This window comes from Nocardioides hungaricus, from assembly GCF_054782915.1.
Genome location: NZ_BAAGRO010000003.1, coordinates 95,381 through 121,474 on the forward strand (window position 1 = coordinate 95,381; position 26,094 = coordinate 121,474).

The 26,094-nt window shown below is 68.8% G+C and carries 21 protein-coding genes and 1 tRNA gene; 16 read left to right on the forward strand and 6 right to left on the reverse strand.

The genetic code is table 11. The annotated features are described in order from the left end of the window. Nucleotides 1–3: 3 nt before the first annotated feature. From nuoL to ACYVKX_RS01545, 4 genes are read left to right on the forward strand one after another with little or no spacing between them, the layout of a single operon-like run. On the forward strand, nt 4–1,932 hold the full coding sequence (gene nuoL / locus ACYVKX_RS01530) for an NADH-quinone oxidoreductase subunit L (RefSeq protein ID WP_460828752.1): 1,929 nt from the start codon (nt 4–6) through the stop codon (nt 1,930–1,932). A gap of 52 nt (nt 1,933–1,984) precedes the next feature. Next, nucleotides 1,985–3,520 carry an NADH-quinone oxidoreductase subunit M gene (locus ACYVKX_RS01535; protein ID WP_460828753.1) on the forward strand — a complete coding sequence of 512 codons (1,536 nt, stop codon included), beginning with the start codon at nt 1,985–1,987 and terminating at the stop codon, nt 3,518–3,520. Continuing rightward, nucleotides 3,520–5,118 (forward strand): NADH-quinone oxidoreductase subunit NuoN, encoded by a 1,599-nt coding sequence (gene nuoN / locus ACYVKX_RS01540; RefSeq protein WP_460828754.1) that lies wholly within the window; start codon nt 3,520–3,522, stop codon nt 5,116–5,118. The genes ACYVKX_RS01535 and nuoN overlap by 1 nt, the downstream gene beginning before the upstream one ends. Beyond that, the gene (locus tag ACYVKX_RS01545) at nt 5,115–6,119 is read left to right on the forward strand and encodes a polyprenyl synthetase family protein (protein WP_460828755.1); all 1,005 of its coding nucleotides are present in this window, start codon (nt 5,115–5,117) and stop codon (nt 6,117–6,119) included. The genes nuoN and ACYVKX_RS01545 overlap by 4 nt, the downstream gene beginning before the upstream one ends. Nucleotides 6,120–6,188: 69 nt before the next feature. Here the strand turns inward: ACYVKX_RS01545 and rarD are convergent, their stop codons facing one another. The 3 genes from rarD to ACYVKX_RS01560 all read right to left on the reverse strand — a co-directional run bounded on the left by rarD (nt 6,189) and on the right by ACYVKX_RS01560 (nt 10,328). Beyond that, nucleotides 6,189–7,097, reverse strand: coding sequence for an EamA family transporter RarD (gene rarD / locus ACYVKX_RS01550; RefSeq protein ID WP_460828757.1), 909 nt, complete (start codon nt 7,095–7,097; stop codon nt 6,189–6,191). A 124-nt stretch (nt 7,098–7,221) separates the two neighbouring features. After that, nucleotides 7,222–8,331, reverse strand: coding sequence for a 2-oxoacid:ferredoxin oxidoreductase subunit beta (locus ACYVKX_RS01555; protein ID WP_460828758.1), 1,110 nt, complete (start codon nt 8,329–8,331; stop codon nt 7,222–7,224). Beyond that, nucleotides 8,328–10,328: a 2-oxoacid:acceptor oxidoreductase subunit alpha gene (locus ACYVKX_RS01560; protein WP_460828784.1), complete on the reverse strand. Its 2,001-nt coding sequence runs from the start codon at nt 10,326–10,328 to the stop codon at nt 8,328–8,330. Before ACYVKX_RS01560 ends, ACYVKX_RS01555 begins: the two co-directional genes overlap by 4 nt. A gap of 267 nt (nt 10,329–10,595) precedes the next feature. Between ACYVKX_RS01560 and ACYVKX_RS01565 the strand changes: the two genes are divergently transcribed. Genes ACYVKX_RS01565 through ACYVKX_RS01580 form a run of 4 tightly spaced genes read left to right on the forward strand, consistent with a single transcriptional unit; the run spans nt 10,596 to nt 14,287 of the window. Next, a complete protein-coding gene (locus ACYVKX_RS01565) occupies nt 10,596–11,630 on the forward strand; it encodes a sulfate ABC transporter substrate-binding protein (protein WP_460828759.1) in 1,035 nt (344 codons plus the stop codon). After that, nucleotides 11,627–12,484, forward strand: a complete 858-nt coding sequence (gene cysT / locus ACYVKX_RS01570; protein WP_460828760.1) for a sulfate ABC transporter permease subunit CysT — start codon at nt 11,627–11,629, stop codon at nt 12,482–12,484. Before ACYVKX_RS01565 ends, cysT begins: the two co-directional genes overlap by 4 nt. After that, a complete protein-coding gene (locus ACYVKX_RS01575) occupies nt 12,477–13,310 on the forward strand; it encodes a sulfate ABC transporter permease subunit (RefSeq protein ID WP_460828761.1) in 834 nt (277 codons plus the stop codon). Before cysT ends, ACYVKX_RS01575 begins: the two co-directional genes overlap by 8 nt. Further along, nucleotides 13,307–14,287: a sulfate/molybdate ABC transporter ATP-binding protein gene (locus ACYVKX_RS01580; RefSeq protein WP_460828762.1), complete on the forward strand. Its 981-nt coding sequence runs from the start codon at nt 13,307–13,309 to the stop codon at nt 14,285–14,287. The genes ACYVKX_RS01575 and ACYVKX_RS01580 overlap by 4 nt, the downstream gene beginning before the upstream one ends. Before the next feature lie 12 nt (nt 14,288–14,299). Here ACYVKX_RS01580 and ACYVKX_RS01585 read toward each other — a convergent pair whose 3' ends face one another. Next, nucleotides 14,300–14,791: a YajQ family cyclic di-GMP-binding protein gene (locus tag ACYVKX_RS01585; RefSeq protein ID WP_460828763.1), complete on the reverse strand. Its 492-nt coding sequence runs from the start codon at nt 14,789–14,791 to the stop codon at nt 14,300–14,302. 95 nt (nt 14,792–14,886) lie between these two features. Between ACYVKX_RS01585 and ACYVKX_RS01590 the strand changes: the two genes are divergently transcribed. Next, a tRNA-Tyr gene (locus tag ACYVKX_RS01590) sits at nt 14,887–14,968 on the forward strand. A 204-nt stretch (nt 14,969–15,172) separates the two neighbouring features. On the opposite strand, the gene ACYVKX_RS01595 is transcribed toward ACYVKX_RS01590, so the two are convergent. Beyond that, a complete protein-coding gene (locus tag ACYVKX_RS01595; RefSeq protein WP_460828764.1) occupies nt 15,173–16,375 on the reverse strand; it encodes a cytochrome P450 in 1,203 nt (400 codons plus the stop codon). A gap of 430 nt (nt 16,376–16,805) precedes the next feature. Between ACYVKX_RS01595 and ACYVKX_RS01600 the strand changes: the two genes are divergently transcribed. The 5 genes from ACYVKX_RS01600 to ACYVKX_RS01620 all read left to right on the forward strand — a co-directional run bounded on the left by ACYVKX_RS01600 (nt 16,806) and on the right by ACYVKX_RS01620 (nt 22,203). Continuing rightward, a complete protein-coding gene (locus ACYVKX_RS01600; RefSeq protein ID WP_460828765.1) occupies nt 16,806–17,666 on the forward strand; it encodes a transporter substrate-binding domain-containing protein in 861 nt (286 codons plus the stop codon). 35 nt (nt 17,667–17,701) lie between these two features. Beyond that, nucleotides 17,702–18,622, forward strand: coding sequence for an amino acid ABC transporter permease (locus tag ACYVKX_RS01605; protein ID WP_460828766.1), 921 nt, complete (start codon nt 17,702–17,704; stop codon nt 18,620–18,622). Next, nucleotides 18,619–19,401, forward strand: coding sequence for an amino acid ABC transporter ATP-binding protein (locus tag ACYVKX_RS01610; protein ID WP_460828767.1), 783 nt, complete (start codon nt 18,619–18,621; stop codon nt 19,399–19,401). Before ACYVKX_RS01605 ends, ACYVKX_RS01610 begins: the two co-directional genes overlap by 4 nt. A gap of 165 nt (nt 19,402–19,566) precedes the next feature. Next, nucleotides 19,567–21,117 carry an aldehyde dehydrogenase family protein gene (locus ACYVKX_RS01615; protein ID WP_460828769.1) on the forward strand — a complete coding sequence of 517 codons (1,551 nt, stop codon included), beginning with the start codon at nt 19,567–19,569 and terminating at the stop codon, nt 21,115–21,117. A 186-nt stretch (nt 21,118–21,303) separates the two neighbouring features. Continuing rightward, nucleotides 21,304–22,203 carry a dimethylarginine dimethylaminohydrolase family protein gene (locus tag ACYVKX_RS01620; RefSeq protein ID WP_460828770.1) on the forward strand — a complete coding sequence of 300 codons (900 nt, stop codon included), beginning with the start codon at nt 21,304–21,306 and terminating at the stop codon, nt 22,201–22,203. Between the two features lie 60 nt (nt 22,204–22,263). Here the strand turns inward: ACYVKX_RS01620 and ACYVKX_RS01625 are convergent, their stop codons facing one another. Continuing rightward, on the reverse strand, nt 22,264–23,220 hold the full coding sequence (locus ACYVKX_RS01625; protein WP_460828771.1) for an Lrp/AsnC family transcriptional regulator: 957 nt from the start codon (nt 23,218–23,220) through the stop codon (nt 22,264–22,266). 496 nt (nt 23,221–23,716) lie between these two features. Here ACYVKX_RS01625 and rocD point away from each other — a divergent pair, with 496 nt between their 5' ends. Next, complete coding sequence (gene rocD / locus ACYVKX_RS01630) at nt 23,717–24,940, forward strand: ornithine--oxo-acid transaminase (protein WP_460828772.1); 1,224 nt, start codon at nt 23,717–23,719, stop codon at nt 24,938–24,940. Nucleotides 24,941–25,065: 125 nt separating this feature from the next. Further along, nucleotides 25,066–26,040, forward strand: a complete 975-nt coding sequence (locus ACYVKX_RS01635; protein ID WP_460828773.1) for a PDR/VanB family oxidoreductase — start codon at nt 25,066–25,068, stop codon at nt 26,038–26,040. Nucleotides 26,041–26,094: the final 54 nt, after the last annotated feature.

Here is a 26,094-nt window from a genome sequence, read left to right on the forward strand (position 1 = left end):
TCGATGTATGCGTTCGAAGAGGGCGCCATCCCGGTGGTCGACCCCACGTCGGCCGACGGGGTGTTCTCCCTGCTCTGGCTGGTGATCGCGCTGCCGCTCGCGGGTGCGGCGATCCTGCTGATCGGCGGCAGGTACACCGACAGGTGGGGCCACCTGCTCGGCACCGCCCTGCCGATCGGCTCGTTCGCGATCTCGCTGGCGATGTTCGTCTCGCTGCTCGGCCGCGACGAGGGCGACCGGCAGGTCGTCCAGGAGCTCTACACCTGGTTCCAGACCGGCCGCCTCGACGTCGGCATGGACCTGCTCTACGACCCGCTGTCGGCGCTGTTCCTGCTGCTGATCACCGGCGTCGGGTCGCTGATCCACGTCTACTCGATCGGCTACATGGCACACGACCCGAGACGCCGCCGGTTCTTCGGCTACCTCAACCTGTTCGTCGCGGCGATGCTGATGCTGGTGCTGTCCGAGAACTACCTCGGCCTGTTCCTCGGCTGGGAGGGCGTCGGCCTGGCGTCGTACCTGCTGATCAGCTTCTGGCAGCACAAGCCCTCCGCGGCCGCGGCCGGCAAGAAGGCGTTCGTGATCAACCGGGTGGGCGACATGGGCCTCTCGCTGGCGATCATGATGCTCTTCGTGCTGTTCGGGTCGACCAGCTTCTCGACCATCAGTGCCGCCGCCGGCAACGCGTCGGAGACGCAGCTGACCGTCCTCGGCCTGCTGCTCCTGCTCGGCGCCTGCGGCAAGTCGGCGCAGTTCCCGCTGCAGGCCTGGCTCCTGGACGCGATGGAGGGCCCGACCCCGGTGTCGGCGCTGATCCACGCGGCGACGATGGTGACCGCCGGCGTCTACCTGATCGTCCGGTCCAACTTCATCTTCGAGCTCGCGCCGGACGCCCAGACCGTCGTGGTCGTCATCGCGGTCATCTCGCTGCTGTGGGGCGCGATCATCGGCTGCGCCAAGGACGACATCAAGAAGGCGCTCGCCGGCTCCACGATGAGCCAGATCGGCTACATGATGCTCGGCGCGGGCCTGGGCGTCGCGGGCTACGCGTTCGCGATCTTCCACCTGCTCACCCACGGCTTCTTCAAGGCCAACATGTTCCTCGGCGCCGGCTCGGTCATGCACGGCATGGACGACGACGTCGACATGCGCCACTACGGCGGGCTGCGCAGGCTGATGCCGGTCACGTTCCTGACCTTCGCGATGGGCTACCTCGCGATCATCGGCTTCCCGGGCTTCTCCGGCTTCTGGTCCAAGGACAAGATCATCGAGGTCGCCCTCGTCCAGAGCTGGCCGGTCGGCCTGCTCGCGCTGCTCGGCGCCGGCATCACCGGCTTCTACATGACCCGGATGATGCTGATGACGTTCTTCACCGACCAGCGCTGGGAGGAGGACGTCCATCCGCACGAGTCCCCCTCGGTGATGACGGTCCCGCTGGTCGTGCTCGCCGCGCTGTCGGTGCTCGGCGGCGTGATGGTGCTCGGCGACTGGATCGTCGAGTTCCTGACGCCCGTCGTCGGCACGCCGCCGCACGAGACCCCGCCGATCCCGCCGCTCGCGATCACCTCGATCGTGGTCCTGGTCGTCGCCGCCGGCGTCGCCACCGCGTGGCTCCTCGTCGGCAGGCGGGAGGTGCCGCGGACCGCCCCGCAGGACGTCTCGTTCGCGACCCGCGCCGCGCGCGAGGAGCTCTACGGCAACCGGATCAACGACGCCCTGGTGGTCGACCCGAGCCGGCACCTCACCACCGCGCTGCTCGCCACCGACAGGTACGCCGTCGACGGCGTCCTCACCGGCGGCCCGGTCGCCCTCGGGGGGCTCGCCGGCTTCGCGCGACGCGCGCAGAACGGCTTCGTCCGCTCCTACGCACTCTCCCTCCTCGTCGGCGCCCTGATCGTCCTCGCGGCCCTCCTGGCGGTGGCCGTCTCATGATCCACCCCATTCGAATGCTCGCTTCGCTCCGCCTTGAACGGGGACCCCGGAAATGAACGACCTCCCCTGGCTCACCGTCCTGGTCGCCGTGCCGCTCGTCGGCGCGGTCGTGACGGCGCTCCTCGGCCGCGGCCGCGGCGACGCCGTCCTGCCCAAGCAGGTCGCGCTCGGCGTCTCGCTGCTGACCCTGCTGGTCGGCATCGCCATCGCGCTGCAGTACGACAACGGCGGGGGGATGCAGCTCACCGAGACCTACGACTGGATCTCGGCGTTCGGCATCCACTACGCCCTCGGCGTCGACGGCCTCGGCCTGCTGATGATCCTGCTCACGGTCGTGCTCGTCCCGATCGTGATCGTGGCGTCCTGGCACGAGGGCGACGGCCGCAGCCCGGCGAGCTTCTTCGCGTGGGCGCTCGCGCTCGAGGCGTTCGCGCTCGCGGTCTTCCTCGCCACCGACGTCTTCTTGTTCTACGTGGTGTTCGAGGCGACGCTGATCCCGGCGTACTTCCTCATCGGCCGCTACGGCCGCGAGGGCCGCGCCCACGCCGCGGTGAAGTTCCTCATGTACCAGCTCGCCGGCGGCCTGGTGCTGCTCGCCGCGGTGATCGGGCTCTACGTCGTCTCGGCCGACGCCGGCAGCCCGTCGTACCTCATCGGCGACCTGCAGCAGCTCGACCTCGGCACGAACGCCGAGCGCTGGCTGTTCGTCGGCTTCATGGTCGCCTTCGCGGTCAAGGCGCCGCTGTTCCCGCTGCACACCTGGCTGGCCGACACGACCGAGAAGGCCACGCCCGGCACCAGCGTGCTGCTGGTCTGCGTGCTCGACAAGATCGGCACCTTCGGCATGCTGCGGTTCTGCCTCGGGCTCTTCCCGAACGCCTCGCAGTGGGCGACGCCGGTGGTCGTCGTGCTCGCGCTGATCTCGATCGTGTACGGCGCGTTCCTCGCGATCGGCCAGGACGACATCCTGCGCCTGATCGGCCTGACCTCGCTCAGCCACTTCGGCTTCATCACGCTCGGCATCTTCGCGCTGACCAGCCAGGGCGCCTCCGGCTCGATCCTCTACATGGTCAACCACGGCGTCGGCACCGCCGCGCTGTTCCTCATCGCGGGCTACCTGATCAAACGCAAGGGCACCTCGCTGATCAGCCGGATCACCGGCGTCGAGAGCCGCGCGCCCGTCCTGGCCGGGCTGTTCCTCGTCGCCGGCCTGGCCACCCTCGGCCTGCCCGGCCTGAGCCAGTTCGTGTCCGAGATCCTGGTGATGATCGCCGCGTTCGACTACCACTGGTGGGTCGGCGTCGTCGCCGTCACCGGCATCGTGCTGGCCGCGGTCTACGTGCTGTGGCTCTACCAGCGCACGATGACCGGGCCGCCGGTGCCCACCGACGAGGGGATGACGGACCTCAATCGGCGCGAGCTGGCCGCCGTCGTACCCCTGATGGTCGCGCTGGTGGTCTTCGGCCTCTACCCGATGCCGCTGCTGGACGCCGCGAACCCGTACGTCGACACGGTCCTCGCGCGCGTCGGCGTCTCCGACGACGCGCCGAGCGTCCCCGCCGCCGACACCGCCGAGGAGGGCAACTGATGGACTTCGTGAAGCCCACCATCGAGTACGGCCAGCTGCTGCCGCTGCTCCTGGTCCTCGGTGTCGCCTGCGCCGGCGTGCTCGTCGAGGCGTTCGTGCCGCGGTCGCTGCGGTTCCGGGTGCAGACGATCCTCGCCGGCGCCGGCCTGGTGGCCGCGCTCGCGGCCACGGTCTGGCTCGCCACCGACCTCGGCTCCGTCGGCGACGGTGCCGCCAGGGGCGGCATCAGGATGGAGGGCACGATCACCGTCGACGGCCCGACGGTCTTCCTCTGGGGCATCGTGCTGGTCTTCGCGCTCGGCGGCGCGCTGCTCTTCGCCGAGCGCAGGCTCGAGGGCGGCGTGACCGCCTTCGCCGGCCAGGCGGCCGCGCTGCCCGGCACCGAGGCCGAGCGCCAGGCCTCGACCCGCGGCCTCGAGCACACCGAGGTCTTCCCGCTGATGATGTTCGCGGTCGGCGGCATGATGCTGTTCCCCGCCGCGAACGACCTCCTCACGCTCTTCGTCGGGCTCGAGGTGCTCTCGCTGCCGCTGTACCTGCTGTGCGGCCTGGCCCGCCGGCGCCGGCTGCTCAGCCAGGAGGCGGCGCTCAAGTACTTCCTGCTCGGCGCCTTCTCCTCCGGCTTCTTCGCCTACGGCGTCGCGCTGGTCTACGGCTTCGCCGGCTCCATGGGGTACGCCGAGATCAACGAGGCCACCCGCAACGACGACGGCAACCAGACCCTGCTGCTGATCGGCCTGGGCATGCTCGCCGTCGGCCTGCTGTTCAAGGTCGGCGCCGCGCCGTTCCACGCCTGGACCCCCGACGTCTACCAGGGCGCCCCGACCGCGGTCACGGCGTTCATGGCGGCCGGCACCAAGATCGCCGCGTTCGGTGCGATGCTGCGCATCTTCTACGTGGCGTTCGGCTCCGAGCGCTGGTCGTGGCAGCCGATGCTCTGGATCGTCGCGATCCTGACGATGGTCGTGGGCGCCGTACTCGCCGTCGTGCAGACCGACATGAAGCGGATGCTCGCCTACTCCTCGATCGCGCACACCGGCTTCCTGCTCACCGGCGTCCTCGGCGTCCAGCAGGCCTCGGAGCTGTCCGACGGCCAGGTCACCTCGCTGCAGGCGGTGCTGTTCTACCTGACCACGTACGGCTTCGCGACGATCGGCGCGTTCGCGGTCGTCACCCTGGTCCGCGACTCCAGCGGCGAGGCCACCGGCTTCGCCCGCTGGCACGGGCTCGGCCGCCGTTCGCCCCTGGTCGCCGGCCTGTTCGCGTTCTTCCTGCTCTCGATGGCCGGCATCCCGCTGACCGCGGGCTTCGTCGGGAAGTGGGCGGTCTTCGCGGTCGCGCTCTCCGCGGGCGCGTGGCCGGTGGTGGTCGCGGCGATCGCGTGCAGCATCGTGGCGGTGTTCTTCTACGTCCGGGTGATCGTGCTGATGTTCTTCGTCGACGACGCGACTCCGGCCGGCGAGGTCGCGACCGTCACGAAGCCGTCGGCGCTGACCTCTGCGACCATCCTGGTCGGGGCGGCGGCGACCCTGGTCCTGGGCATCGTGCCCGGCCCGGTTCTCGACCTCGCGGCGAATGCGGGACAATTCGTCAGGTGACCACCCGTACCGCCGGCCTGGCCCTCCCCGTCACCGACGAGGCGCTGGCCTCGCGACTCCGCGAGCGGCTGGCGGTGGTGGAGGAGGCGCTGGCCGGCCACGTGGTCAGCCGGGCGGGCTTCGTCACCGAGACCGCGAGCCACCTGATGGCCGCCGGCGGCAAGCGGTTCCGGCCGCTGCTGGTGCTGCTGGCGGCCGAGACCGGCGACCGCGCGGACTCCGAGGACGTGATCACGGCCGCGTGCGTGGTCGAGCTGACCCACCTCGCCTCGCTCTACCACGACGACGTCATGGACGAGGCCGAGCTGCGCCGTGGTGCCGATGCGGCGCATTTGCGCTGGGGCAACCACGTCGCGATCCTCACCGGCGACTGGCTGTTCTCCCGCTCCTCCGAGCTCACCGCGCGGCTCGGCGCCGACGCGGTCCGCATCCAGGCCGAGACGTTCACCCGGCTGGTCGAGGGGCAGATCCTCGAGACCGTCGCGCCCGGTCCCGGCGAGGACCCGATCGCGCACCACCTCGAGGTCGTCGCCGGCAAGACCGGCTCGTTGATCGCCACCTCCGCCCGCTACGGCGCCCGCTTCGGCGGCGCCTCGCGGGAGGTCGAGGAGGCGCTCACGGCGTACGGCGAGATCGTCGGCTCGGCCTTCCAGCTCAGCGACGACATCCTCGACGTCGCCTCCGACGCGGGCGAGTCCGGCAAGACCCCCGGCACCGACCTCCGCGAGGGCGTCCCGACGCTGCCGGTGCTGATGGCCCGGGCCGCCGGCGACCCCGCCGACGCGCGCCTGATCGAGCTGCTCGACGGCGACCTCGCCGACGACGACCGCCACGCCGAGGCCCTCGACCTGCTCCGCAAGCACCCCGCGCTGGACGAGGCCCGCGCCTACGTCGTCGCGCAGGCCCAGGAGGCCAAGGCCAGGCTCGCCGTCGTCCCCCCCGGGCCGGTCCGCGACGCCCTCGAGGCGTTCGCCGACATCGTCGCCGTCCGCTCCAGCTGACCGGGTCGTCCGCCTCTCGCGGGTTGATACGCCGCCCACAGGCGGACGACCCGATCACCGAGGGACGTACTACGCGGCGGACGCCTCGACGGCGAGCCGGAGTTGCCGGCGACGGTGGTTGACCGCCTCGACGGTGAAGATGGCCAGCGCGATCCACACCAGCACGAAGCCGACCCAGCGGCCGGCCGGCATGTCCTCGCGGAACCACAGCACGCCGAGGACGAACTGCAGGACCGGAGCCAGGTACTGCAGCAGGCCGAGCGTCACCATCGAGACCCGGGTCGCGGCCACGCCGAAGCAGATCAGCGGGACCGCGGTGATGACACCGGTGGCCACGAACAGCAGCGCGGGCCCGGTGCCCCGGTCGGTGAAGCTCGACCCGCCGGTCGCCCCGAGCCAGAGCAGGTACGCCGCCGCGAGGGGTGCGATGACGGCCGTCTCGTAGGCCAGCGACTCGGTGGCGCCGACGTTCGCGGTCTTCTTGCACAGGCCGTAGCTGCCGAAGGAGAAGGCGAGCACGAGGGCGACCCAGGGCAGCCGGCCGTAGTCGACGGTCAGCACGACCACCGCGCCGGCCGCGAGGCCGAGAGCGGCCCACTGCAGCGGCCGCAGCCGCTCGCCGAGGACGAGGACGCCCATCAGCACGGTCACCAGCGGGTTGATGAAGTAGCCGAGCGACGTCTCGACCACGCGGCCGTTGTTGACGCCCCAGATGTAGGTCAGCCAGTTGACCGTGATCACCGCGGCCGCGGTCGTCAGCAGGATCCGCACCCGCCGGTCGTCCCAGATGGCGCGCAGCCGGCGAGTGCGCCGGAGCGCCACGACGACGATCGCCATGGTGATCGACGACCACAGGATCCGGTGGGCGAGGATCTCGCCGGCGCCGGCGGGCGCGAGCAGCGGCCAGTACAGGGGGAGGAGCCCCCACAGGACGTACGCCGCGACGCCGAAGGCGAATCCCCGACGCGCTTCTGGCACCGCGCCAGAATAGGGGTCCAGGTCTTCACCGCACGACTCGGTTTCGACACGCCGGTCGCGACCTCGTTCCTCGGTCGCGCGGCTCGCCCAACCACCGCCAGCGGATCCGCTGGCGCGTCTCCGCTCAGTCGACGGTCCAGGTGTCGCCGCTGTTGATGAGGGCGGCGAGGCGGTCGGTGGGGTCTGTGGGGGTGGTGTTGTGGGCGGTGGCGATCTGGGCGCGGGCCTGGTCGTCGTAGGTGGGGCGCTGGACCTGGCGGAAGATGCCGATGGGCGCCTGGTGGAGGTAGTCGGCGGCGGTGAGCCGGGAGATCGCGAACGCCGTGGTCGGGTCGGGGTTGTGGGCGTTGTGGACGAGGATCGCGTCCTCGCCGACGTCGGCCACGAGCACGACCTTGACGCCGCCGGTCTCGCTGTCGCGGACGAGCCCCTTGGCGCCCTCCCCGGAATCGTCGGGGGCGCCGAAGCGGATCGGCTCGCCGTGGACCAGCGGGATGATCGCGTCGGCCTTGGTGTCGTTGGACTTGATCGCGTCGAAGGCGCCGTCGTTGAAGATGGGGCAGTTCTGGTAGATCTCCACGAGCGAGGTGCCGCGGTGCGCGGCGGCCGCGGACAGCACGGCGGTGAGGTGCTTGCGGTCGGAGTCGATGGTGCGGGCCACGAAGGTGCCCTCGGCGCCGAGCGCGAGGGAGACGGGGTTGAACGGGTGGTCCAGGGAGCCGAGGGGGGTGGACTTGGTGACCTTGCCGACCTCGCTGGTGGGGGAGTACTGGCCCTTGGTGAGGCCGTAGATCCGGTTGTTGAACAGCAGGATGGTCATGTTCACGTTGCGGCGCAGTGCGTGGATGAGGTGGTTGCCGCCGATGGAGAGCGCGTCGCCGTCGCCGGTGACCACCCAGACCGAGAGGTCGGAGCGGGCGGTGGCGATGCCGGTCGCGATCGACGGCGCGCGGCCGTGGATGGAGTGCATGCCGTAGGTGTCGAGGTAGTAGGGGAACCGGCTGGAGCAGCCGATCCCACTCACGAAGACGATGTTCTCCCGGCGCAGCCCGAGGTCGGGCAGGAACCCCTGGACGGCCTTGAGTACGGCGTAGTCGCCGCACCCGGGGCACCAGCGGACCTCCTGGTCGGAGGTGAAGTCCTTGCCGGTCTGTGGCTGGTCGCCCTCGTCCACGCGGGGGACGAGCTCGACGCCGGAGCGGAGCCCGGGCAGGCCGAGATCGGTGGTGCTCACTGCAGTGCCTCCTCGGCAGGGGTGGTGAGGTCGGTCTGCATCTGTTCGGGGGAGATGCCCTCGGCCTCGGCGACCAGGCCGCCGATGGCCTCGGCGAGGTCGGCGGCCTTGAGCGGCAGGCCGCGGACCTGGTTGTAGCCGACCGCGTCGACGAGGTACCTGCCGCGCAGCAGCAGGGAGAGCTGGCCGAGGTTCATCTCGGGCACCAGCACCTTGTCGTAGCGGGACAGGATCTCGCCGAGGTCCTTCGGGAACGGGTTGAGGTGGCGCAGGTGGACCTGCGCGACCCGGTGGCCGGCCCGGCGGACCCGGCGCACGCCGGCGCCGATCGGGCCGTACGTCGAGCCCCACCCGACGACCAGCACCTTCGCCGTACCGGACGGATCGTCGACGGTCAGCGGCGGCAGCGACTCCGCGATCCGGTCCACCTTGGCCTGCCGGGTGCGGACCATGAAGTCGTGGTTGGCCGGGTCGTAGGAGATGTTGCCGGTGATGTCGGCCTTCTCCAGGCCCCCGATCCGGTGCTCCAGCCCGGCCACGCCCGGCGGAGCCCACGGCCGCGCCAGCGTCTCGGGGTCGCGCGCGTACGGCTGGAACGCCTCCCCGTCCGCCCCGTTCTGGTTGAGCGGCTGGGCGAAGTCGGGGTCGATCCTCGGGAGGTCGGCGGACCCTGTCGAGACGTCGGGGATCCGCCAGGGCTCGGAGCCGTTGGCGAGGTAGCCGTCGGAGAGCAGCATGACCGGGGTGCGGTAGGTGACCGCGATCCGGGCCGCCTCCAAGGCGGCGTCGAAGCAGTCGCCGGGGGACTGGGGCGCGAGGATCGGGACGGGTGCCTCGCCGTTGCGGCCGTACATCGCCTGCAGCAGGTCGGCCTGCTCGGTCTTGGTCGGCAGGCCGGTCGAGGGGCCGCCGCGCTGCACGTCGACCACGACCAGCGGGAGCTCGGTCATCACGGCCAGCCCGATCGCCTCGGACTTCAGCGCGATCCCCGGACCCGAGGTGGTCGTCACCCCGAGGGATCCGGCGAAGGAGGCGCCGATCGCGGCGCCCACACCGGCGATCTCGTCCTCGGCCTGGAACGTGGTCACCCCGAACGCCTTGTGCTTGGACAGCTCGTGGAGGATGTCGGAGGCCGGGGTGATCGGGTAGGAGCCCAGGAACACCGGCAGCCCGGACCGCACCCCGCCGGCGATCAGGCCGTAGGCGAGCGCCAGGTTGCCGGTGATGTTGCGGTAGGTCCCCGGCGCCATCGGCGCCGGCTTGACCTCGTACTGGACCGCGAACGTCTCGGTGGTCTCCCCGAAGTTCCAGCCCGCCTGGAACGCCGTGACGTTGGCGTCGCGGATCTCGGGGACCTTCGCGAACCGCCGCTCCAAGAACGCCACCGTCGGGTCGGTGGGTCGCCCGTACATCCACGACAGCAGGCCGAGCGCGAACATGTTCTTCGCCCGGGCCGCGTCCTTGCGCGAGAGCCCGAACTCCTTGACCGCCGCCACCGTCATCCCGGTCAGGTCGACCGGCTGCACGTTGAACTCGCCCAGCGGGTCGTTCGCGTCGCCGAGAGTGTCGAGCGGGTTGGCGTCGTACCCGGCCTTGTCGAGGTTGCGCTTGGTGAAGTCGTGGGTGTCGAGGATGACCGTCGCACCCTTGGGCAGGTCGCCCAGATTCGCCTTGAGCGCCGCCGGGTTCATCGCCACCAGCACGTCCGGCGCATCCCCCGCGGTCAAGATGTCGTGGTCGGCGAAGTGCACCTGGAACGACGAGACCCCCGGCAGCGTGCCCTGCGGCGCCCGGATCTCGGCCGGGAAGTTCGGCAGCGTCACCAGATCATTGCCGAACACCGCCGACTCCTGCGTGAACCGATCGCCGGTCAACTGCATCCCATCACCGGAGTCACCCGCGAACCGGATCACCACCCGATCCAGCTGCTTGACCTGCTTGCCCTGCTCGTTCACCACGGCCTCGCGCCCACTCCCTCGTCGTGCTCGTCGTGCCACCGGTCGCGACCGGTCCCGGTACGTCGCCGCCGATCGTACTCGCGGTACGGCGGAGGGACTTGTTCCACCCGCGAGCGGGGTCCTGGTCACGGCCTCTCACGATAGTCCGATGCCCGGCCGCACCGGAGCCGTCTCTGACTGCGGATGGCTGAGTCGCACCCACGGCCTGCGTGTCGCCAGGCCCCCGAGTGGCTCCGCCGATTAAATGCAGTAATCTGATTGTCATTAGACAAAAAGTCCACAGTGGTGGGCCGGAAGGGGACGATGATGAAGACTGCGACCAGGGTCGTGTCGGCAGCGGCCGCCGGAGTGCTGGCCCTGGCCGGATGCTCGAGCTCGAGCGGCTCGGACGGCGGCGAGACGATCAACCTGAGTGCCTTCTCGGTCATGGAGGCGGCCAACGAGCCCGTCTTCAAGGACTTCGAGAGCACCGACGCCGGCGACGGCGTCCAGTTCGAGCCGTCGTACGGCGCCTCGGGTGACCAGAGCCGCGCCGTCGTGGCCGGGTCGCCGGCCGACGTCGTGCACTACTCCCTGGAGACCGACGTGACCCGCCTCGTGGACGAGGGCCTGGTCGCCGAGGACTGGAGGGACAACCCGACCAAGGGCATCGCCACCTCCTCGGTGGTGGTCTTCGTGGTCCGCGCCGGCAACCCCGAGGGCATCCGGACCTGGGACGACCTGGTGAAGCCCGGCGTCGAGATCATCACGCCCAACCCGGGCTCCTCCGGCTCGGCGCGCTGGAACATCCTGGCGGCCTGGGCCTACGCCACCCGCGGCACCGACGACGAGGCGGCGGGCAAGGCGTTCTTGACCAAGCTGCTGCAGAACACCATCGCGCTGCCCGCCAGTGGCCGTGAGGCGACGACCGCGTTCACCGACGGCAGCGGCGACGTCCTGCTGTCCTACGAGAACGAGGCGATCCTCGCCAGGCAGAGCGGCGCGGACGTCGACTACGTCGTCCCGCCGCAGACGCTGCTCATCGAGAACCCCGCCGCGGTCACCAAGGACGCCGGCGCTGCCGCCGAGGCGTTCTTGGAGTTCATGACCAGCCCGCAGGCGCAGGCCGACTACGCCGCCTCGGGATTCCGCCCGGTCGTCGACGGCGTCGACATCCCCGAGGTCGAGGGCGCCAACGACCCGAGCGACCCGTTCCCGGCCCCGAAGACGCTGTACACGATCGACGACTTCGGTGGCTGGGGCGAGGCCGCCGACAGGTTCTTCGGCGACGGCCAGGAGGGCAACCCCCTCGGCATCGTGACCGAGCTCCAGCAGAGCCTCGGCAAGGAGGGCGAGGAGTGACCGGCGCTCTCTCCGGGGCGACGGTGGACGCGGGCCGGACCCGCCGCGTCCGCCGTACGGCCCCGCGCACCACCCTCACGCCCGCCGCCGGGCTGGGCCTCGGCGTCGCGACGCTCTGGCTCAGCCTGCTCGTGCTGGTCCCGCTGTCGGCGATCGTCGCCACGGCCGCGGCCGGTGGCTGGAGCAGCTACGTCGACGTGCTCCGCGACCCGCAGACCTGGAGCGCGCTCAGGCTGACCGTGACCCAGTCGATCGTGGTCACGCTGGTCAACGTCGTGATGGGCACGGTCATCGCCTGGGTGCTGGTCCGCGACCGGTTCCCGGGCAGGGTGATCCTCGACGTCGTCATCGACGTCCCGTTCGCGCTGCCCACCGTGGTCGCCGGCCTCGTGCTGCTCGCCCTCTACGGGCCGAACAGCCCGATCGGCGTGCACTGGGCGTTCACGCCCCGCGCGGTCACGCTGGCGCTCGCCTTCGTGACCCTGCCGTTCGTGGTGCGCGCGGTGCAGCCGGTGCTGGAGGAGCTCGAGGCCGACGTCGAGGAGGCCGCGGCCTCCCTCGGCGCCGGGCGGAGCACGATCTTCCGCCGGATCATCCTGCCGAGCCTCGTGCCGGCGATCGCGGCCGGTGCGGCGCTGAGCTTCGCCCGGGCGATCTCGGAGTACGGCTCGCTGGTGCTGCTCAGTGGCAACCGGCCCAACGAGACCGAGGTCGTCTCCGTGCGCGTGCTGTCGTTCATCGAGAACGGCAGCTACGCCTCGGCCGCGGCCGTCGCCTCGGTCATGCTCGCGGTCGCGCTGTTCGTGATCGTCGTGCTCGACATCGTCTCGAGGCGGGTGTCGCGCCGTGGTTGAGGTCTCGGCCCCCGTCCGCTGGACGCTGCGCCTGGTGGCCGTCGCCTACGTGCTCTTCCTCGTGGCCTGGCCGGTGGGCATGCTGGTCCGCCGTACCTTCGAGGGCGGCCTGGCGAACCTGGCGGACGCGCTCGGCGACGAGGACGTCGTCTCGGCCCTCCTGCTCACCGCCCAGGTGGCCGGCATCGCGGTCGCGATCAACCTCGTCTTCGGCGTGACCGTCTCGATCCTGCTGGTCCGCTACCGGTTCCCGGGCAAGCGGCTGCTGTCCGCGCTGGTCGACGTCCCGCTGTCCGTGTCGCCCGTCGTCGTCGGCCTGGCGCTGGTCCTGGTCTACAACGGCCGCGACGGCTGGCTCGGCCAGGGCCTCGAGGACGGCGGCGTCCAGGTCGTCTTCGCGACGCCGGGCCTGGTCATGGCCACCTGCTTCGTCGCCCTGCCCCTGGTGATCCGCGAGGTCGTCCCGACGCTCACGGAGATCGGGGACGAGCAGGAGCAGGCGGCCCGCAGCCTCGGCGCGAGCGCGCCGCAGACGTTCTGGCGGATCACGCTGCCCAGCATCAAGTGGGCGGTCGGGTACGGCGTGGTGCTCAGCCTCGCCCGGTCCGTCGGCGAGTTCGGCGCGGTGAAGGTCGTGTCGAGCAACATCAGCGGCAAGACCCAGACCGCCACGTTGATGGTGGAGGAGAAGTACCAGAACTTCGCCCAGGGCTCGGCCTACGCGATCGCCTTCCTGCTGGTGATGGTGTGCGTCGCCTGCCTGGTCGTCGTCGCCGTGCTCCGGGCCGAGGACGAACGCCGACGCGAGAAGAGGAGACAGGCATGAGCATCGACATCACCCACGTCACCAAGAGGTACGGCGACTTCGTCGCCCTCGACGACGTCAGCGTCTCGATCCCGACCGGGCGGCTGATCGCGCTCCTCGGCCCCTCCGGCGGCGGCAAGTCCACGCTGCTGCGGGTAATCGCCGGCCTGGAGGTCGCAGACGCCGGCACGGTCGGCATCGAGGGCGTCGACGCGACGAGGCTGCCGCCGCAGCGGCGCAACGTCGGCTTCGTGTTCCAGCACTACGCGGTCTTCAAGCACCTGACGGTCGCGAAGAACGTCGCGTTCGGCATGGAGATCCGCAAGAGGCCCAGGGCAGAGGTCGCCGAGCGGGTCGACGAGCTGCTCAGGCTCGTCCACCTCTCGCAGTTCTCGCACCGACTGCCCTCCCAGCTCTCCGGCGGACAGCGACAGCGCATGGCGCTGGCCCGGGCGCTGGCCGTGGAGCCCACGGTGCTGCTGCTCGACGAGCCGTTCGGCGCGCTGGACGCGAAGGTCCGCAAGGAGCTGCGCGACTGGCTGCGCCGGCTGCACGACGAGGTGCACGTGACCACGGTCTTCGTGACCCACGACCAGGAGGAGGCCCTAGAGGTCGCCGACGAGATCGTGGTGATCAACGAGGGCCGGGTCGAGCAGATCGGCTCGCCCGACGAGCTCTACGACGAGCCGGCCAACGACTTCGTCATGGGCTTCCTCGGCGAGACGACCCGCCTGAACGGCGTACTGCTGCGACCGCACGACGTCCACATCTCGCTCGCCCCTGAGCTCGCGGGCGCGGCCGAGGGGGTGGTGTCGCGGGTGCTGCGAGTCGGGTTCGAGGTGCGGGTCACCGTGCTCACCGACGACGGCGAGGAGGTCGGCGTGGTCCTGACCCGGACGCACGCGCGCCAGCTCGGCGTCGCGGAGGGCTGCCGGGCCTGGGTGACACCGGCGTCCGGCGCCGCCACCGTCCCGGCGATGGCGGCCGCGACCGGGTGAGCCGTCGCTCGCTCACCGGTAGTTGGTGAACTGCACCGCGAAGTCGTAGTCCTGCGCCTTCACCAGCGCGATCACGGCCTGCAGGTCGTCGCGCTTCTTCGAGGACACCCGGAGCTCGTCGCCCTGGATCTGCGCCTTGACGCCCTTGGGGCCTTCGTCGCGGATCAGCTTGGATACCTTCTTGGCGTTCTCCGAGGAGATGCCCTCCTTGAGCGCGATCGAGATCTTGCTCTGCTGGCCGGACTGCCGCGGCTCGGAGGCGTCGAGGACCTTGAGGCTGACGTCGCGCTTGACCAGCTTGCCCTTGAACACGTCGAGTACGGCGTTCGCCCGGTCGTCGGCGGACGCGGAGATCTCGATCGCGTGCTCGCCCTGCCACTCGATGGTCGCGCCGGTCCCCTTGAAGTCGAAGCGGGTCGCGATCTCGCGCGCGGTCTGGCCGAGCGCGTTGTCGACCTCCTGGCGGTCGATCTTGCTGACGATGTCGAACGACGAGTCGGCCATCTGCACTCCTCCGGTCTGGTTTTCGTCCGCCACATGGGCTGCGCTATTCTTTCGCCTTGTCGTCGCCGGGCCAAACGGCCGCGGCGCGACTCCCCGGCAGGTTGCCCGAGCGGCCAATGGGAGCGGACTGTAAATCCGTCGGCTTTGCCTTCGAAGGTTCGAATCCTTCACCTGCCACTCAGCGAGAGTCGTTGAGGCTGCGGACCCCCACTCATCGGTGGGGGTTTCGTGCTTTCGCAGCAAGAACTGTCGTCCTTGCAGATCGGGCGACGGCAGGTCGACCCTCCCGCCACGACGGCAGCTTCTTCTCTGGCGCCGGTCGTCGGTTGGTGGTGGCTCTCAACTCCGCCGGGCGGGGCTCGTCGACGTCGCTCGCGAGGATCAGGTGCCGATGGTCATCGGGAGTTCGTCGACCACGTTGAACGCGTCGTTGGCCGCGTAGCGCACAGATCCCGCGACTCGGAGTCCGGGCGCGCGGACCAGGAGAAGCTCCAGGAGAGCGCGCACCTCGGCCCGGGCAAGGTTCGCGCCGAGACAGAAGTGGCTGCCGCCACCCCCGAACGCCACATGCGGGTTCGGATTGCGCGTGACGTCGAACCGCTCGGGGTCGGTGAACACGGTCTCGTCGCGGTTCGCCGACATGTACCAGAGCACCACCTTGTCGCCAGCGGCGATCGGAGTGCCGGCGATGGACGTGTCCTGAAGGGCCGTGCGCCGGAACCGGCGTACCGGGCTTGCCCACCTGAAGACCTCTTCGACCGCGAACGGCGAGTGGGTCGCGACGTCGGACCTCCAGAGGTCGCGCTGCTCCGGGAATCGGTCCAGAGCGACCATGGAATGGTTGAGCGCGGTGCCCGTCGTCTCGATACCGGCGGTGAGGAGGAGCGCGAAGAAGGTGCCTACCTCCTCGGGCGTCAACTTCTGGCCTTCGACCTCCGCGTTGACGATCAACGACACCAGGTCGTCGGTGGGGTGCTCCCTGCGTCGAAGGGCGACCTCGGTGCCGTAGGCGATCATCTCGAGGTTGGACTTGTAGGACAGTTCAGTGAGCGGGCCGAGGATCTTCTTGGTCAGCTCGACGAGCATCGGGAGGTCGGCCGGCTCAACTCCCATGAAGTCGGCGATGATCCCGGCCGGGTAGGTGTCGGCAACCTCGGCGACGAAGTCGAACGAGCCGAGATCGAGCAGCCGGCTCACCAGCCGCTCGGCGCGCCCGTCGATGTCGGTCATCATCCCCGCGACGCGCCGAGGCGTGAAGACGCGAGAGACGATCGAGCGCAGCCGCGTGTGCTCCGGCGCGTCCATGTTGAGCATGCCGGCCGCAGCCACGACCGCGGGGTCCTGGTCGATGATCTCGGTGCCGTACCGCGAGCCGAAGACGGTCGTCGCCTTGCTCACCTCGGTCACCGACTCATGCGACGTGACAGACCAGAAGCCGCGGCCGCCCTTGGAGTTCCAGGCCGTGGCGGGCTCGGGATGCCACGCCACCGGCGCGGTCTGGCGGAAGGTCGCGAACGCTGCCGCGTGGTCGTCACCTGCCCAGAAGTCGGGATCGGTGAGGATTGCCGGGGAGGCAGAGGTCATCACGGGAGTCCTTCGTGTCACGTAATCGCTTGGCGTTGGCTGCCATTGCAAACAAGACGGGTTGACGGTACCGTCCAGTGACTATATACGGAACCGTTCGCCATGAACTAGCAACTTGCAGGCGCGGTCCTCTCGCCCATGTCGAGGTGGGAGCTCAAGGTGGCTTGTTGGCGCACCATCTCCACTCACGGGACCCGCTCGGCGGCCTTCATCTCTCGGCGGGCCAGCGGACTCGAGGAGCCCGTGGGCTGCGATCACCAGCGAGACCACAAACGGCGGAAGATCGGCCCGGTATGCAAACTTAACGGGATCGAGACGCAAAGCTGTGATGAAACGCTTGCTGTAATCGGGGTCTCTGTACATACTTGCCGGAACCTAGGGTCGTGGTGAGCGTCGCAGCCGCCAGGCCCGTCACCTCAAGGAGAAGACCATGCCGCGTCGCAAGACGGCCCTCTCGCCCCTCGCCGCGATCCTCACCCTCGCCGTGAGCGCCGCAGCGCTCACGGCATGCGGAGGATCCGACGGCTCCGGCAGCGCCAGCGCAAGCGGCGGCGCCGACGAGCGCGTTATCAAGGTGGGCTTCGACCCGGGCTTCGGCCTTCCGTACCTCTCGTACACCGGCGGCACGTGGAGCGGCTACCAGGTCGACCTCTACAACACCCTCGGCGATGAGATGGGCGTCAAGTTCGAGTTCGTCAACGTGAAGTTCGACAGCATGACCGCTTCCCTGCAGGCCAAGCGCATCGACATCGCCGCCGGCGGGTTCTACGACACCCCGGAGCGCCGGAAGTCGTTGAACATCATCGACAACATCGAGCTGTCGACCGTCGCCCTGGTCAAGGCCGACGACGACGCCACGAGCATCGCCGGCTTCTGTGGCGACACCATCGCGCTGCCCTCGGGAAACCAGTCCGATGTTCCGATCGTCCAGGGCGTGAGCGACAACTGCCCGAACGGCGAGAGCATCGAGATCACCTACCTCGATACGTCTCAGGGCCCGCTCGCTGTCCGCTCGGGTCGGGTCCGCGCCTACCTCATCGACAACATCTCCGCCGGCTACATCTCCTCGCAGGACGACAGCCTCAAGGCGCAGCCGCTCAGCGACAGCGGCGGCAGCATCCTCTCCGGCGACGGAACCCGCAAGGACGCGGACGGTGAGAAGCTCGCTCAGGAGATCGCGGACGGCATCACGACGATCGTCGACAACGGCGACATGGATGCCACCTTCGACAAGTACGGCTTCGCCCGCGATCTCATCCCGACCCCGGTCGCGGTCAACAGCGGGAGCTGACCCTGGTGTCACTCACACGTACGCAGTCGGCCAGCATGGACAACACGGACTCAGCGGATACCAGCGCGAACGCGCCACGTGTCGTACCTGTTCGACACTACGGTCGCTGGATCTCTGCCGTCGTCCTCTTGGGGCTTGTCGTCTGGTTCGTCTCTGCCGTCGCGGGAAACGACAACCTCGACTTCGCCGTCGTCCGCGAGTACGTCTTCTCCGGCGACATCATCACCGGGGTGGGCCGAACCATCCGCATCACTATCACCGCAATGGCGATCGCCATGGTCCTCGGCGTCGTCATCGCGACGATGAACCTCTCCCGCAACCCCGTCGCGAAGACCTTCGCGTTGGTCTACCTCTGGCTGCTCCGAGGCATCCCGTTCCTGTTGACCCTGGTGATCCTCTACAACATCGCGCTCGTCTTCCCGTCCCTCAGCCTGAGCATCCCCGGAACGTCGCTGACGCTGGCGGAGTGGGACACCAACGAGGTTGTCACGCCGTTCCTGGCCGCAGTTCTCGCACTGGCAGTGACGGAGTCGGCCTACTACTCGGAGATCGTTCGAGGCGGCATCTTGTCGGTAGACCAGGGTCAGGTCGAGGCGGCGCAAGCGGTCGGACTGTCGAGCTTCAAGACGTTCCGAATCGTCGTTCTGCCGCAGGCTCTCCGAGTGATCGTTCCGCCGACGGGCAACGAGCTCATCGGCATGCTCAAGTACTCGGCGTTCGCCTCCGTCATCGGCTACTCGGAGCTGACCGGAAACGCGCAGATCATCTCTGCCGGCAACGCGCGAGTGGTCGAGATGCTGCTCGTGGCTGCCTTCTGGTACCTCGTGATGACGAGCATCCTGAGCGTCGCGCAGTGGTTCATCGAACGTCGCGTTGGGCGTAGCAGCGTCCGCGACTCCAAGCGGCGACGCCGCCCGCAACCCCAGCCGACACCGGAGAGCAGGACCGTGGCATGACATCGACGACAGCGACTGCAAGCCCGCTGGTCAGGGTTGACCGGGTGTCCAAGCGGTTCGGACACACGCCGGTCCTCAAGGATGTCTCGTTCGACGTCATGCCCGGCGAAGTCATCTGCATCATCGGACCGTCCGGCTCCGGCAAGAGCACGATGCTGCGCTGCATCAACCACCTCGAGCGGATCGATGATGGGTCCATCGAGGTTGATGGCGCCCTGATCGGCTACCGGCGAGCCCACGGGAACCACTACGAGCTTCGACCGCGCGAGGTTGCCAGGCAGCGCGTGCAGATCGGGATGGTCTTCCAGCGATTCAACCTCTGGTCACACCTGACCGCCCTCCAGAACGTCACCCTCGGACCGGTGCAGGTGCAGAAGCGAGGCAAGCGCGCGGCGCGGGAGGAGGGCCTCGACCTGCTCAAGCGCGTCGGGTTGGGCGACAAGGCCGACCGCTACCCGATCCAGCTGTCTGGCGGGCAGCAACAGCGCGTCGCGATCGCCCGGGCGCTCGCCCTCCAGCCGAAGCTGATGCTGTTCGACGAGCCGACCTCGGCCCTTGATCCGGAGCTGGTCGGTGAGGTGCTCGCAATCATGAAGGACCTGGCTCGAAACGGCATGACGATGCTGGTCGTGACTCATGAGCTCAACTTTGCGCGTGAGGTTGCCGATAGCGTGATCTTCATGGACGACGGACGGATCGTCGAGGACGGGACCCCGGACCAGGTGTTGGGGCAGCCCGCCGAGCAGCGGACGCGTGACTTCCTCGCAGCGGTCATCTGACCGGCGATCGGGGCGGCGTCCTCCGCGAGATCGAGTCTGAGGACTCCAGTACGCCGGAGCAGGCTCATCCGTGGGAGTCGGCCGTCGGCTCCGCTCGCCACCCGCGTCCCGCTCGGCCGGGTCGGGCCGCACGCGTACCGAATCACTGAAAGATTGGAAGCATCAATGAGTGAAGACCTGCAGCCCGGAGCGGCCGGCGCACCGGCACCGACTGAGGAACCGCTCGATCGTGGTGCGACGACGCTGGAGTCGTTTGACAACTACAGCGCGTCGACCGCCAGTTGGCTCGCGAAGCACCCCGTCGGTCAGCTGGTCGACGGGCGCGAGATCGCCGGCGACGGTGATCCGTTCGTGGTCGACGATCCCGGCCGTGGTGCGAAGCTCGTGGAGCTCTCTTCGGCGAGCACCGCCCAGGTCGATGCCGCGGTCGCCGCCGCCCGGACCGCCTTCGCCGACGGGCCCTGGTCGAGGACATCTCCCGACGAGCGCGAAAGGCTGCTACGGACGCTCGCCGACCTGGTCGAGCGCGACCGACGGCTACTCGCAGAGCTCGAGGTCCTTGAGACGGGGAAGCCGCTTTCCGAAGCGTTGGCGTGCGCTGACGAGGTTGCCTCCGTGGTGCGCTACTACGCCGGGTGGGCGAACAAGGTGGTTGGCTCGGTGATTGCCGCGCCGCCGAAGTTCCACGCGTTCACCACGCCCGTACCCCTTGGAGTGTGCGCTGCCATCACGCCGTGGAACTACCCGATCTCCATCCTCAGCTACAAGTTGGCGCCCGCGCTCGCCACGGGCAACACCCTGATCGTCAAACCCTCCGAGCTCGCGCCACTCGGAACGCTGCACATTGCGAGGCTGGTTGCGGAGGCCGGCATCCCGGATGGAGTAGTGAACGTTGTCACCGGCGCCCGCAACGTCGGCGCCGCGCTTGCCTCCCACACCGGGCTCGACAAGCTGGCCTTCACGGGATCGACCACCACCGGCCGGAAGGTCATGCAGGCAGCAACCGCCCGTCCAGCCCGCGTGAGCCTGGAGCTGGGCGGGAAGAGCGCCCACATCGTCTTCCCTGACGCTGATCTCGACCAGGCCGCCGAGGTCGTGTGCGAAGGGATCTTCACCAACGCAGGACAGGTCTGCGTCGCTGGCAGTCGCCTCCTGGTGCACCGCGACATCCACGACGCGTTCGTCGTCGCCGTCGCTTCCCGTGCGAAGGCCGTGCGCGTGGGCCACGGCCTCGACCCGGCCGCCCAGATGGGGCCGGTGATCACGGACCGTCAACGCCAGACGATCATCGCGCGACTCGACGAGGCCGAACACGACGGGGCCACCGTCGTGACGGGTGCCAAGCCGACGTCGGAGCCGGGCTACTTCCTGGAGCCCTCGGTCGTGACGAACCTCGACCCGCAGTCGTGGTTGGCACAGAACGAACTGTTCGGCCCGGTGCTCGGGGTTCTGACATTCACAAGTGACGCCGAGGCCGTGCGGATCGCCAACGACACTCCCTACGGTCTCGCGGCTGGACTCTGGACCAACGATCTACGCCGTGCTCACGCCGTCAACCGGCAACTCGAAGCCGGGTCCGTCTGGGTGAACACGTACGGGGTGTTCCATCCGACGCTGCCCTTCGGCGGCGTCCGAGGCAGCGGGTTCGGACGCGAGCTCGGAGCGGGCGCGATCGAGCACTACACCGAGACGAAGACGACCGTCATCGGGATCTGAGGCCGCCGCGAAGCCCACCGACCTCCCGGTACATGCATCCGATCAGCACACACCTCCCATCAGCGAAAGGGCAGAGTTCGAATGACCCGCGAGCTTCCCGAGATCCTGACCGCCAACACCGCCTACACGCAGGGCCGCATCCCGCTGAATCAGCGGCCCTTCACGGACACCGCCGAGATCACGGAGATGTGGGGTGCCGACTGGGGAGCCTCCACCGAGGTGGGTCCCCTTCGGAAGGTCCTCCTGCGACGCCCCGGTACCGAGTTCGACGCGGTCGACCTCCAGTTCTGGGACGACCACGCCGGGGCCGCGTTCGACCCGGACGGTCGCTGGTACTGGCCCGAGAAGGAGCCGCCGAACCTCGTCAGGATGCAGGCCCAGCACGACAACCTGGTCGCCACCCTTCGGTCGTTCGGCGTCGAGACGCACGTCCTCGATCCCTTGCCGGGATACGTCAAGTCCGTCTACATGCGGGACCCTCTCATCACCGTCAAGGGCGGCGCCGTCATCGGACGCCTGGCTCCGTGGATGCGACGGGGCGAAGAGTCCGACGTCACGCGCCAAGTGGCCGCTCTTGGGATGCCCATCCTGGGAACGATCACTGGCCACGGCTTCATGGAGGGCGGTTCGTTCGTGAAGCTGAACCGCAATCTCGCCGTGTTCGGCACCTCCGTCCGCTGCAACCAGGCTGCCGCCGATCAGCTCTCGGATCTGCTCAAGTACCAGGGCATCGAGGTCATCGCGGTGCCGCTGAGCGGATTCGACGCCTTCCACATCGACGGGACGCTCGCGATGATCGACACGGATTTGGCGCTGCTCACGCCAGAGTCCGCGCCGCACTGGATGCCCGATCTGCTTCGCGAGCACGGAATCCAACCGATCTGGGCTCCGTCCGACGAGGGGTGGGCCGTCAACGGCCTGAACGTCTCGCCCGGACACGTGATCCTCTCGGAGTCGGCGCCCAGGACGGTGGAGATCCTCGAGAGCATTGGTGTCAAGGTGACGGTCATCGCCTACGACGCCGTCCAGGCCGGAGGTGGCGGTATCCACTGCTCGACCATGGAACTGCTCAGAGACGACGTCTGACGCGCGAGCCAACAGGGCCAGGTGCGACCTCCCGACGCGGAGTCGCAGCTGGCTTCTCGACTACACGGGGTCGGGAATCCCCCAGCTGAACGGCACTTTCAGGACCTTCAGATAGATGAACGTCTCGGTGTCCGAGACCCCGTCGATCCGGCGAACCTCGCGATGGACGAAGCGCTGCAACACGTCCGAGTCCGTCGTGTCGACGTCGAGGAGAAGATCGAATCGGCCCGCGGTGGCGGTCATGACGTCGATCTCCGGCAGGGACCGGAGTCTGTCGAGCACCACCTCCAGATCGCCGTCGACGCGGACTCCGACCATCGCCTGGGCGTGCCCGCCGAGCGCTAGACGGTTCACATTGGTGGAGATCTGGACCACGCCCCGTTCAAGCAGGGAGATGGCCTTGCGACGCGCGGTCGGGTAGTTCACCCCAGTCTTCGCCGCAAGCTCACGGTAGGTAATCCGGCCGTCAACGCGCAGCTCCTCTGCGATCGCCAACTCGTCGGGGTCGAGCACGACCGGGAGGAGTGGCTTGCCGGTCTGCCGATCGGTCGCCCACTTCTCGACGGAGGAGTACAGAAAGACCTCGGTGCGTTGGACCTGCTCTACTGAGCGGATCTCGTCGTCCAGGATCCTCAGAACGCCCTCAACTGAGGGCGCGACGACCTCCGCCAGCAGGTCGTAGGAGCCGGCGACACACGCGATGAAGTCGACCGACTTGAGAGACGCAAGCAGTTCTCCAACCTCACGCACCTTGCCGGATACGTTCACGCCGACCATGGCCAGGACGGAGAGTCCGACGGTGGCCGGATTCACCGAGCCGACGACTTCGATGAGTCCCGAGTCCAACAGCCGGCGCAGCCGGTCTCGGACGGCGTCGCTTGAGAGCCCGACCGTCGCGGCCATGTCGGCCGCGCTCATACGGCCGTCCTCGGTCAGGCAAGCAATGAGAGCCAGATCGATCTCGTCGGCGACCGTCGTCGGGATGAGGTCGCTCCACCGTGTCGGATCCGCGTTCATGAAGTGAGTCCTGTCCTTTCGCCGCCGACCGGACCGAGTCAGCCGGGCCCGAGGACGTGGCGGGCTACGAGCGCTCGATGCGTGGAGAGCCTAGCCGCGAAGACCGATGCCCGTTGCGGCCTTCGAGTCGCGCGAAGACGACGCTCCGGGCAACTGCCACGCACGACGAGCTGGAGGTTCCGCCTAGTCATCCATTCCGGCAATCTAGCCGGGCTGGTGCAAGAAAACTGTGCATGAACTGGAAATGATGAAAGAAATAGGCGTATCGTCCGCGTCGGACGGTGTGCTCGTAACGCGTCTCGCGGCGTACGCCTCGTGCGCAGACTGCGGTTCGCCGCCGGGAACCTGCACCTCAACGACAGACCCACCGGCGCCCCGGCCAACCTCCACCGCTGGACCAGCCCCGCTCCGTCAAGGAGACCTTCACCCCGCCCACCGACTACCGCTACCCCTACCAAGGCTGACCCCAGCCACAAGCATCTCAGGAGAGCCAGCAATGACGACTGTGGCCGGAGCTAGGACCATCGGCGCGACCGCGTTCCGCCGTGCCGAAGAGCGCACTGCGCACAACTACCATCCCTTGCCCGTCGTGGTGGAGCGAGCGGAGGGCGCGTGGATGGTCGACGTCGAGGGCCGCAGGTACCTCGACTTTCTCTCCGGCTACTCCGCATTGAACTTCGGGCACAGCCATCCCCGGCTCCTCCGGGTCGCTCATGAGCAGCTCGATCGGCTGACCCTGACGAGTCGCGCGTTCGTCCACGACCAGTTCGCCGACTTCTGTGAAGCCTTGGGCAATCTATGTGGCAAGGACCTGGTTCTCCCGATGAACACCGGGGCCGAAGCGGTCGAGACCGCCATCAAGGTCATCCGGAAGTGGGGCTACGAGGTCAAGGGCATCGCACCCGATCGGGCCGAGATCGTTGTCGCCGCCGGCAACTTCCACGGTCGGACGACGACGATCGTGAGCTTCTCCGACGATCTGGACGCACGCACGAACTTCGGGCCGTTCACGCCGGGCTTCGTGACCGTTCCGTACGGCGACCTCGCCGCCGTCCAGGATGCGATCAACGAGAACACCGCCGGCGTCATCATCGAACCCATTCAGGGCGAGGGCGGAGTCGTCCTCCCCCCGGACGGCTTCCTCTCGGGCCTGCGGGACTTGTGCAGCCGGACGAACGTCCTCTTCGCGGCCGACGAGATCCAGGCCGGCCTCGGCCGCACGGGCCGCACGTTCGCGTGTGACCACGAGGGCGTCATCCCGGACATCTACATCCTCGGCAAGGCGCTCGGAGGCGGTGTCGTGCCGATCTCGGCGGTGGTCGCGGACCGATCGGTCCTGGGTGTCCTCCGCCCCGGGCAGCACGGCTCCACCTTCGGCGGCAATCCACTGGCCTGCGCGGTGGGGCGCGAGGTCGTTGCGATGCTCGTCGAAGGGGAACCCCAAGCCCTCGCTGTGGAGCTCGGTACCGCGCTGGCCCGACAGCTCGACCAGCTCGTCGACCACGGCGTGGTGGCCGCGCGAACCCGTGGGCTCTGGGCTGGGGTCGACATCGACCCCTCGGTCGGCACCGGTCGCGAGGTGTGCGAGGCACTGCTGGCTCGCGGCGTCCTGGCGAAGGACACCCATGGTTCGACGATCCGTTTGGCCCCACCGCTGGTCATCTCCGAGCCGGACCTCGTCTGGGGCGTCCAGCAACTCGCTGCCGTCCTGGAGGGCTGACCGAGGGCGCCGATCTGCAAAATCGAGCGATCAGGATCGGAAGACTTGCAAATCACAGGCTTCCAAACATACCTTGGCGAAACATTGCGGCACTGGTTGCGGGCCGTGAGTGAAAGGAAGTGGGCATGCTCGGATCTGACTCACGGAAGATGTCGGTGCGGACTCGGCGCGACATCGCCGTCGACGTCGTCGAGGTCGAACTCGTTCCGGGCGACGGCCTGCCCTGTCCCGCCTGGGAGCCGGGCGCACATGTCGACGTCGTACTGCCCTCCGGCGTCGTTCGCCAGTACTCCATCAGCGGCGGCGACGGCGAGAGCATCAAGGTCGCCGTCCTCCGTCAGGAGGACGGCCGGGGCGGCTCGGTGGAACTGCACGACGCGCTCAGCGAAGGCGTCGTCGCTGAGATTCGCGGGCCTCGAAACCACTTCCGCCTGATCGAGGTCGACGAGTACGTCTTCGTCGCGGGAGGGATCGGCATCACCCCCATTCTCGCGATGATCCGGCACGCCGAAGAATGTCGGTCACGTTGGACCCTGGTCTACGGCGGCCGAACCCGTGGCTCGATGGCCTACCTGCCCGAGCTCGAGGAGCTGGTTGGTTCAGCGGGCGACCGAGCGGCACTGAGGCTGGTCCCGCAGGACGAAGACGGTCTCCTCGACATCCCCGCGGTATTCGAGGCAGGCAACGCGAGCGTGCCTGTCTACGCGTGTGGCCCGGAGCCCCTGCTCGCCGCGCTCGAGTCGCACGCAGAGGCGTGCTCGGCCGTGGATCGCTTGCACCTGGAGCGCTTCGGGGCCGCTCCCGTCGACCTCGACGCCGATGACGGCGCCCGCGACCACTTCGAGATCGAGTTGGCTTCTTCGGGAATCGTCCTTCCAGTAGGCCCCGACGACCGCGTCATCGACGTCGTCCGCACTCAGGTGCCGGGTATGCCGTTCTCCTGTGAGGAGGGCTACTGCGGATCCTGCGAGACCGGAGTACTCGCGGGACTGCCGTGCCACCGTGACCAGCTCCTCAGCGCGGAAGAGCACGACGCGAACGACGTCATGATGATCTGTGTCGGACGTGCGAAGTCCGACCGGCTCGTCCTCGACCTCTGACCCGGCGGCTGCTCTCCGGATAGCCCCGTGTCCCAATCGTCAGAAGGACGGACC